The sequence below is a fragment of the Planctomycetia bacterium genome (assembly GCA_034440135.1).
Classification (GTDB): domain Bacteria; phylum Planctomycetota; class Planctomycetia; order Pirellulales; family JALHLM01; genus JALHLM01.
The window spans coordinates 1-8,386 of the sequence record JAWXBP010000436.1 but is presented as its reverse complement, the minus strand read 5'-3'; the positions used below and the strand labels follow the sequence as shown (position 1 = coordinate 8,386).

General features: G+C 62.3%; 7 protein-coding genes. 2 read left to right on the top strand and 5 right to left on the bottom strand.

Annotated elements, in window-relative coordinates; genetic code table 11:
* Positions 1-82: 82 nt before the first annotated feature.
* Positions 83-1,873, top strand: coding sequence for a c-type cytochrome (locus tag SGJ19_25270; GenBank protein ID MDZ4783572.1), 1,791 nt, complete (start codon positions 83-85; stop codon positions 1,871-1,873).
* A gap of 13 nt (positions 1,874-1,886) precedes the next feature.
* Here the strand turns inward: SGJ19_25270 and SGJ19_25265 are convergent, their stop codons facing one another.
* The 4 genes from SGJ19_25265 to SGJ19_25250 form a co-directional block, all read right to left on the bottom strand.
* Entirely contained in the window at positions 1,887-2,543 is a 657-nt protein-coding gene (locus SGJ19_25265) for a response regulator (GenBank protein ID MDZ4783571.1), read from the bottom strand.
* Entirely contained in the window at positions 2,533-4,839 is a 2,307-nt protein-coding gene (locus SGJ19_25260) for a PAS domain S-box protein (GenBank protein MDZ4783570.1), read from the bottom strand. The genes SGJ19_25265 and SGJ19_25260 overlap by 11 nt, the downstream gene beginning before the upstream one ends.
* Positions 4,840-5,486: 647 nt before the next feature.
* Positions 5,487-6,188, bottom strand: a complete 702-nt coding sequence (locus tag SGJ19_25255; GenBank protein ID MDZ4783569.1) for a hypothetical protein — start codon at positions 6,186-6,188, stop codon at positions 5,487-5,489.
* A gap of 98 nt (positions 6,189-6,286) precedes the next feature.
* Entirely contained in the window at positions 6,287-7,039 is a 753-nt protein-coding gene (locus tag SGJ19_25250; protein MDZ4783568.1) for an RluA family pseudouridine synthase, read from the bottom strand.
* A gap of 110 nt (positions 7,040-7,149) precedes the next feature.
* Between SGJ19_25250 and SGJ19_25245 the strand changes: the two genes are divergently transcribed.
* On the top strand, positions 7,150-8,103 hold the full coding sequence (locus SGJ19_25245; GenBank protein ID MDZ4783567.1) for a carbohydrate kinase family protein: 954 nt from the start codon (positions 7,150-7,152) through the stop codon (positions 8,101-8,103).
* 98 nt (positions 8,104-8,201) lie between these two features.
* On the opposite strand, the gene SGJ19_25240 is transcribed toward SGJ19_25245, so the two are convergent.
* On the bottom strand, positions 8,202-8,386 hold a 185-nt coding region (locus SGJ19_25240; protein ID MDZ4783566.1), incomplete at its 5' end, for an HAD family hydrolase.

Here is an 8,386-nt window from a genome sequence, read left to right as displayed (position 1 = left end):
TACGGGCTAGTGTTAGTGATTTTGCCGGCGCATTCGGCTAGACTGGTTGCATGCAGGTTTTGCAACCAGGAGCATGAATCCCATGCGTCAAACGCTGGCGTGGCTGACCGTCGTTCTCGCGAGTTTCGCCCCTTGTTCGGCGTCGGAGGACGCGCCGAGCGCGGACGTCGATCGCTCCCCTGCTGACGTCGTGCTCAACCACGAAGAAACCTGGTTGATCACCGCCAACCGCGGCGCGTCAACGCTTTCGCTCGTGGAAATCGCGACCGGCAATGTCCTGCACGAAGTCTCTTGCACCGCCCAGCCGACGGCCTTGGCTTTAGCGCCGGACGAAAAATCGGTCCTCGTCACGGGAGCCCACGGCGGCGATTTGCAGCGATTCCGCATCGAAGACTCGCACTTAGCGCTTGCCGGCGCCATTCACCTCAGCTTCGATCCGCGCGGCGTGGCGTTATCGTCCGACGGGCGCACCGCGTACGTCGCCCTGGCCGCCGGGCAATGCGTGGCGGTCGTCGATCTGGATTCCATGACGCTACGTAAGAAGATCGAAGTCGGGCGCTGGCCGCGGAGCGTGGCGCTCGCGCCGCACGGCCGCCTGGCCGTGGCCTGTAGTGGCGCCGGCGGCGTGTCCGTCATTGACGCCACGACCGAGACGCTCCTCTTCGCCGAAAACTTCGTCGGCCTGAATCTTGGGCAATTGGCGTTGTCGCCGGACGGCCAGGAAGTGTTTTTTCCTTGGATCGCTTACGGCGCCAATCCGATTAGCGAGAACAACATCCAGCAAGGCTGGGTGATCGCCAGCCGTATCGGTCGCGTCGCGTTGGAAAAGAAACAGCGCCGCAAAGCCATCGCGCTCGATCCGCGTGGCAAGGCCGTCGGCGACCCGACCGGCATGGCTGTCACCAGCGACAACGAGTGGATGGTCACGTCCGCCGCCGGCACGCATGAGTTGCTGGTCTTCAAGCTGCCGGGCATGGGCTTTCATGATTACGGCGGCCCCGGCGACCACATCGATCCCGCCGTGTTGGCCGACGATCAGCGATTCTATCGCGTCGAAGTCGGCGGCCGTCCGCTCAATTTGCGGATGTCCGCGGACAATCGCCACGTGTACGTTGCGAACGCGCTGTTGAACAGCGTGCAGATCGTCGATTTGCATGAACGCAAGCTGTCGCGTTCGATCCCGCTCGGCGGCGCGGAGCAGCCGTCGCTGGCCCGGCAGGGCGAAGCGATTTTCTTCGACGCCCGCCGCAGCCTCGACCAATGGTACAGCTGTCACACCTGCCATTGGGAAGGGGGCACGAACGCCGTCACGATGGACACGCACAACGACGCGACGGTGTTCACCTTCAAGACGGTGTTGCCGTTGCGCAACCTGGCGGACACGACGCCCTGGACCTGGCACGGTTGGCAACAAGGCTTGGAAGACGCGATGGAAAAATCGCTCACTGACACTATGCATGGCCCGAAGCCGACGGCCGACGACGTGAAGGCGTTGCTCGCCTATTTTGCAGAACAATCGACGCCGCCGAACCCTCACCGCGCGCAGGACGGCTCGCTAAGCGAGCAGGCGCAGCGCGGCGAAGTGGTCTTCCAGAGCGCCGACGCCAATTGTCTCCAATGTCATACCGGCGCGTACTATACGGACGGCCAGATCCACGACGTCGGCACGAATGGCGCCTCGGATTGGTACGAAGGCTACAACACGCCCTCGCTCCTCGGCGTGCATGATAAGCCGCTACTCTTGCACGACGGCCGCGCCAAGTCGCTCGAACAACTGTTGACCGGCAAACACAATCCGGAAAACGTCGCTGGGCAGCGCCCGCTCACGGAACAAGAGCTGAGCGACCTGGTCGCCTATCTGAAATCGCTGTAGTCGCGGACGCAACTTACGTCCCTTCCGCAAGCCGCGGCCCGACTTCTTGCTCCTCTTGCAGCACCTTGGCTTCAATCACTTTGCGCAGCAATTCCGCCAACGATTCCGCCTGCAACTTGTTGAACACGGCATGGCGTCGCGCCTCCACGGTGCGCAAACCAATGCCCAGTTCGTGCGCGATCGCCTTGTTCTGCTGACCGCGCACGATGCGCCGGAGCACTTCCAGTTCCTCGTCCAGCAATGAGGCGACGCAACGGCGCACTTCGGCGGCGCGAATCCGGCTGGTATAGACTTCCGCGTCCAATTTCAGCGCCCGCTCGATACTCTGCCAAAGCTCCTGGTCGCGGCAGGGCTTTTCCAACACTGTGACGGCTCCCAATTCCATCGCCTGCACCGCCATCGGCACGCTGGCGTAGGCCGTGATCAGAATCACCGGCAATCGCCCTCCCTCGGCATTCAGCGCGCGAATCATTTCCATGCCCGAAGCGCCCAACATACGATGGTCGGTAATCAGGCAGCCATGCGCGTCGCGATCGAATTTGGCCAAAAAGTCCTCGGCGGAATCGAAGCAGGCCGCGCGGTATCCGTGCGATTCCACTAGCGCGCCTACCGACTCGCGCGCGGCCGCTTCGTCGTCGACGACAAACACCACAGGAGCATTAAGATTCATGACCGGATTCTCCAATTAAAGGTAAGGTAACATGAAATGTCGATCCCGCGCCCACGTTGCGCGTGATCCAACTGCGTCCGCCATGCGCGGTCACGATATTGCGGCTGATCGCCAGCCCTAAACCAAGTCCGTCCGGCTTGGTGGTGAAGAACGGATCGAACACGCGCTCCAAATCCTCCACTCGCACGCCCTCGCCCCGATCCATAATCGAGATATGCGCCTCGCCTTGCTCGCGAGTCGCTCCGGCCAGCAGGTTGCGATCCGCCGCCTGGCATTGCTGCATGGCGTCGACGGCGTTTTGCAGCAGGTTCACGAGTACTTGCTCGATCTGCAGACGATCGACGCTGGCCGACAGCAATTCGTCGGACATCGCGGCCTGCACGCGAATCCGCGACGCCTTCGACATGGGTTCCACGAAACGCAGGCTGCCCCGCAGCACGCCGTTCAAGTCATGCGTTTCCCTGATCTGTTGGCCTTTGCCGACGAATTCCCGCAAGCGACGCACGATACCCCCTGCCCGATCGGCTTGCTCCGCAATGCGGGCGAGCCACTGACGCACGGTGTCGGCGCGCTGTGAATCTTCGTCGCGCAATAACTGCAGTCCGGCGGTAGCGAAATTCGAGATCGCATAGAGCGGTTGATTCACCTCGTGAGCGATGCCCGCCAGCATCCCGCCACCGACCGTCAGTCGCGAGGCGTGCGCCAATTGCGCATCGCGCATCCGGAGCATTTCCGCATCGCGGCGCTCCTCGGTCACGTCCCGTGCAATCACGATCGCGCTTTCGATGGCTCCGTTCACGACGATCGGTCCAAACCGGCAGTCGTACACGCGCTCGGCGCCGTCGAACCGATGCACGCGGATCTCCGTGCGCGTCGTCTCGCGCTCCATGAACACCGTCGTCAACGCCGCTTGCAGTCGCCGCGTGTCTTCGGGGATCACCCAAGCCGTGGCATGCGTCTCGCTCAGCATGCAGCCGTCGCCGAGGATGTTGAACTGATTCGCATAAGTAATCCGGCCATGCTTGTCGAGCTTGGCGATCAGATCCGGGGCATAGCTCATGACCGACCGCAAGCTCGCCTCGCTCTGCGCCAACGCCTGCTCCGCCAACCGGCGATTTGTGACGTCGAACATCAGGCTGATCGTGTGCATCACCTTGCCGTCGGCGTCGCGTTGAAACACCGTTGCGCGATTATGGACCCAGCGCCACGAGCCGTCGCGGTGCAACATCCGGTGCTCGACGTCGAATACGTCATCGTCATCCGCCGTCGCCAACCGCGCGATGAGCCCCGAGATCAGTCCCCGTTCGTCGGGATGCATCCAGCGCTCCCGCAGTTTCTCGCCCGGAATCAGGAGCTCGGTCGCATCGATGCCGAGCAACTCCTCGGCGCGTCCGTTGACGTATATCGCGCGATCCGCCATCAGATTCCAGACGAACGTCACGGCTGGCGAAGTCTGGATGATATGCGTCAGCAATTGACGCTGTTCGGCGAGCGCTTCGGCCGCCAGTTGGCGTTCCGTGATATCGACGGTGGAGCCCAGCGTTTGATGCAGGCTCCCGTCCGGCAAACGCCTGAAGATCGTGCTGCGCGTCGAGACCCAGCGGTGCGTGCCGTCCCGGCGCAGCACGCGATATTCCATCTCGCCGATCACGTCGTCGCTCTGCTGAGCCAGCCACGCGATATGATGCGCCACGTGCTCGGCGTCGTTCGGATGCACGATTCTCGCTTGCATATCGCCCTGAAGCGACATCATTTCGGCGGCGCTGTAGCCCAGCAATTCTTCCACGCGCGCATTGACGTACGCGATGCACTGCGCAACATGATCGTAGATGAACACCACGGCCGGCGAAGTGTCTTGAACCCGCTCCAGCAGCTTTTGGCGCTGCTCGAGCGACTCCTCCAGCGCCTTCCGCCGCGAAATGTCGCTGGCGAAGAATAGGCTCGCGACGACTTCACCGTCGCCGTTTCGCACTGGCACTGCGCGGTTCAGCCACCAGCGTCCGTCCAGTGTTTGCACTTCATAGGCGTCCGGCGTTTCTCCGCGGAAAACCGCGTCAAGGACGTAGGCGTATTTGCGCTTGTCCTCGTCGCTGACATATTCCGTACAATGGCTGCCAATAACTTTCGCTCGCTGATATTCCGGCAGCGTGCGATTGATCCAGCGGATATACCCTGCTCGGTCCACCGCGATGATGTTATCGGGCAAATTCTCGGCGATCGTGCGCCAAAGATCCGAAATCTCCGCGCCGGGAATCCTAGGTTCGAAGACGGTCGGCGATGTGGTGGATTCAAGCACGATTAGCTGGCGAATGGCTGCTATTTATCGGAGTGTACGAACGTGGCGGAACTACTCGAACGATGTGACGAGATCGCTGTCCGCCGCTCGATTGCGTCGCCTGTCCGGTCCGCCGACCCGGTAGCAACTGCACTTCACGATGTTGATCGCCTAAACTGATCGTATGCCGCGCTACGTCGTCCTACGTCATCAACTGCCTGAGCACGCCTCAAGACCATCCCATTGGGACTTGATGTTCGATTTGGACGGCCCCACGTTACCAACCTGGGCCCTTGAGCGTCCGCCCGATGACAAAGCGGCACAGATTGCGATCCGCTTGGCCGATCATCGCCTCGCCTACTTGGACTACGAAGGTCCCCTGACATCCGACCGCGGTCACGTCGAACGCTGGGATCGTGGCATATGCAGCGTTTTATCGCTAACAGAGGACTGTTGGCAACTCCACTTCCAGGGGGAACGGCTAACAGGTGCAGTTTCGTTGATGCGTTCCATTTCAACTGCCAACGCATGGAGCTATCGCTACTCCGCGACCGACCGAACGGCAGATGATTGATTTGCGACCAAGAGCATTTCAGCAGGGAAACGCCGTGTGACTCGTGGCAGATTCGCCAGATCCCCGCTCGACTTCCTGCAGTCGCACCGAAAAGTCAACGCGGCGCGCCCGACCTGGCTTTCGTGTTGCCTTCCAGCACGATGCGGTCCTGCTCAATGCTCACTTGCACCAATTCGATTTCCGACTTTTCCGCGTCGCTGGGAACGAAAGTCAGCAACGCTACCGGATAGCCGTCTTCCTCGGTCCATTGCACGGGCTGACCTAACTGCCCTGCAATCGACGTCATTGGTTCGATAATCGATCCCAACGGCAGCGGCACGGCGCCCCCTCGGAGCTGAAGGAAGCGAATCGCCAATGTGTTTTGATCCCGTACCTCGGCGTCGAACGCCACATTCACGTACGTCGTGACCAAGCCGCGGTACTCGAACGCGATTTGCCCGCGATTCTCCTCGAAATCGACCCGCGGCGCGCCAACCGCTTCGTCCGCCAGCTCGGGATGGTTGTTCGGCAGGTCGTAGGCCAGCCAACCGTTTAACTCATCCTCGGTGAATTCCGCCCGCCAATCTCCGGCGCGGCGCGCCTGGCTGACGGTCGCCGTTATATTGGCAAGACAGGCATCGCTCGCAGCCTGTTGGCCTGCCGCCGAGAGTGCCAACTCCTCGCGGTAAAATTCCGGGGCTTGTCGCAGCAACATCCGTAGCAAAAAGGCCACGGCGATCAGCGCCAATGCGCTACCGATGAGTAGCTTCTGCCAACGCGGCGTCGCAGGCGGCGGGAGGGCGCGTGACTTGGACATCCGATTCTTTCCCGTGATAGAAGCGAAGCAACCCGCCGTTCCGGCCCCGCAAATAGTGTAAGGCCGCCGCCAACCTCGGGCGAGACGAGCTGGAATTCCTACGACTGAAAATCAAACGCCGTGTTGTCCGCTGAGAGCATAACGCCCAGGTCGTGCCAGTATCTCGGCGCCGGCGCGATCAGTTCGATCGGTTCCTGCGTCATCGGATGCAGCAAAGCCAGGCTTCGCGCATGGAGCGCGATCGCGCGTTCTCGCGGCTCGTCGACGACGGGGCCGAACGGAATCTGCGAACCGTAAAGTTCGTCCCCCAAGATCGGCCAACCGCGCGACGCGGCCTGCACTCGAACCTGGTGCGTGCGGCCGGTTTCAAGCCGTATTTGTAGCCAGGAAATCAAGTCGCCCGACGCACTTTGCCCCTGACCGCGGACGTCGTAATGCAGCACCGCTTCGCGCGCTTCCGGGTGATCGGCAGCGACGACTTCCGCTTGAGGATGTCCATAAACCTTGCGCAGGTGATCGACCCACGTGCCCCGTTCCGGCGTCACCGCGCCGGCGACCAGCGCCCAGTAGGTTTTCGCAACGCGCCGTTCTTCGAATTGCGTGGAAATCTTCCGAGCCGCGCGCACGTGCCGCGCGAACACCATCGCCCCTGACACCGGCCGATCCAGCCGATGAGGGACCGCCAGGTACAAATTGCCGGTTTTCCCCTCCCGCTCGCGCAGAAAATTCTTGATCCGCGTTTCCAGGCTCTCGAAGGGCGCCGGGGCCTGCGTGGCGACGCCGGCTGGCTTGATGACGCCCAGCACCGGACCTTGCTCGTAGATGATTTCGAATCTCTGGGAAGCGTTCACGCGGCGAATTATAGCTGCCCGGCGGCGTTCCCTCGCACACCTTTCCGCCCGGCGCGGGACGACCTATATTCGCTCGTTCGCCGTTTACCTTCCTGGCGGGAGCGCTGGCCGTGGCTGTTGACTGTTTGAGCGTGGGAATTCTCGTCGCGGATCACCTTTGCTCGCCGATTCCGCGCGTGCCCCGCGTCGGAGAGTTGATCCTGGCCGACAGCCTGCCGTTGCGGCCCGGCGGTTGCGCGGTGAATGCCGCGATCGATCTGGCCAAGGTCGGCGTGCAAGTCGGCGTGGTCGGCTGCGTTGGCGTGGACGCCTTCGGCAACTACCTGATCGACGTCATGAATAAAAGTGGCGTCGAGACCTCCGGCGTCCGGCGCGATCCGACCGTGGAAACCTCCGGCTCCTTGATCATCAACGTCGACGGCGAAGACCGTCGCTATATTCACTCGATCGGCGCCAGCGCCTCCGTTCGGCCCGAAGATATTCCGCTGGAGCGTGTCCGCAGCGCCAAGGTGCTCTACGTCGGCGGCTATCTGCTGATGAAAGGGCTGCTCGACGGCGCGCTTACGCCGGTCTTTCGCGCCGCCCGCGCCGCGGGAGTGATCACGGCGCTTGACGTGGTACTGCCCGGCCCGGGCGACCATTGGCCCCAATTGGAAGGCCTGCTGGCCGAAACCGATCTCTTCCTGCCGAACACCGATGAAGCCGCCGTCATCACCGGGCTGAACGACCCGGTTGCACAGGCCGATCGGTTTCGCGCCGCGGGAGCGAAGACCGTCGTCATTACCTGCGGCGAGCACGGCACCGTGCTGGTCAACGATCAGGTGCGGCTCCGCGCCAATATCTTCCGCATGAACTACGTCGGCGGCGCCGGCAGCGGCGACGCTTTCGACGCCGGCTATATCGCCGCCCTACTCGCTGGCGGCGACGAGCGCACGTGTCTCGCCTGGGGCAGCGCCCTCGGCGCCAGTTGCGTCCGCGCAGTGGGGACGACGGAGGGCGTGTTCAACAAGGCGGAAGTCGAGGCCTTCCTGGCGGACAATCGACTCGAAATCAAGGAGCTGTAGACGCGACAAGTCGCCGAGATGGACACCGACACAGTCTCCTTTCGCTCCGCGAAAGGCCGAACCTTTCGCGGAGCGAAAGGAGACTGTGATGAGGGACGTCAGCCGATTCCTAGCACGTCCAGCAGTTCATCCAGGCAGCGATAGTCGCCGATGATTACGTCGGCCCCCGCGCGGATCAGGCGTTGACGTTTCCACTCATTGACGCCTTCGCGCGATTCTTCTTCGCTGGCCACGCCGACCGCGAGGCCGCCGACGCGGCGAATCTCTTCGATCTCCACAAAGC

Bases quoted from the DNA above. Each gene is read 5' to 3' on its own strand.
- SGJ19_25270 (MDZ4783572.1), top strand. From the start codon at position 83: ATGCGTCAAACGCTGGCGTGGCTGACCGTCGTTCTCGCGAGTTTCGCC.
- SGJ19_25265 (MDZ4783571.1), bottom strand. From the start codon at position 2,543: ATGAATCTTAATGCTCCTGTGGTGTTTGTCGTCGACGACGAAGCGGCC.
- SGJ19_25255 (MDZ4783569.1), bottom strand. From the start codon at position 6,188: ATGTCCAAGTCACGCGCCCTCCCGCCGCCTGCGACGCCGCGTTGGCAG.